This is a genomic window from Cupriavidus sp. SIMBA_020 (genome assembly GCF_046535395.1).
Classification (GTDB): domain Bacteria; phylum Pseudomonadota; class Gammaproteobacteria; order Burkholderiales; family Burkholderiaceae; genus Cupriavidus; species Cupriavidus campinensis.
Genome location: NZ_JAWRWU010000465.1, coordinates 1 through 276, shown reverse-complemented (window position 1 = coordinate 276; position 276 = coordinate 1). Strand labels below are relative to the sequence as shown.

Sequence of the window (276 nt, the reverse complement as noted above, 5' to 3'; positions counted from 1 at the left end):
AGCGGAGTTTGAATTTGTCCAACGCGGTGGCGGTGACGGTTTTCGAGGCTTGGCGGCAGTTGGGATATGAAGGGGGCGTCTGATCGCCCCTGGCGGATGCCTGCGCGCGGGGCGCCAAAGGCCGCCCGCGCGGCCGCCTTCGGCGCTGGGGGGCGGCGTCAGTCGAGCGACAGGTTCAGCTTCTGGATGACCTGATCCCAACGAGCCTTTTCGTTCTGGATGCGGACGGTCAGGGCCTCGGGGGCGGAGGCGGCGGGAGTGAAGTATTGCAGGGCC

General features: G+C 67.4%; 2 pseudogenes. One reads left to right on the top strand and one right to left on the bottom strand.

Annotated elements, in window-relative coordinates:
* A pseudogene (locus SB751_RS30075) lies at nt 1-83 on the top strand (tRNA (uridine(34)/cytosine(34)/5-carboxymethylaminomethyluridine(34)-2'-O)-methyltransferase TrmL); the annotation flags it as partial.
* Nucleotides 84-158: 75 nt separating this feature from the next.
* On the opposite strand, the pseudogene SB751_RS30070 reads toward SB751_RS30075, so the two are convergent.
* A pseudogene (locus SB751_RS30070) lies at nt 159-276 on the bottom strand (tripartite tricarboxylate transporter substrate binding protein); the annotation flags it as partial.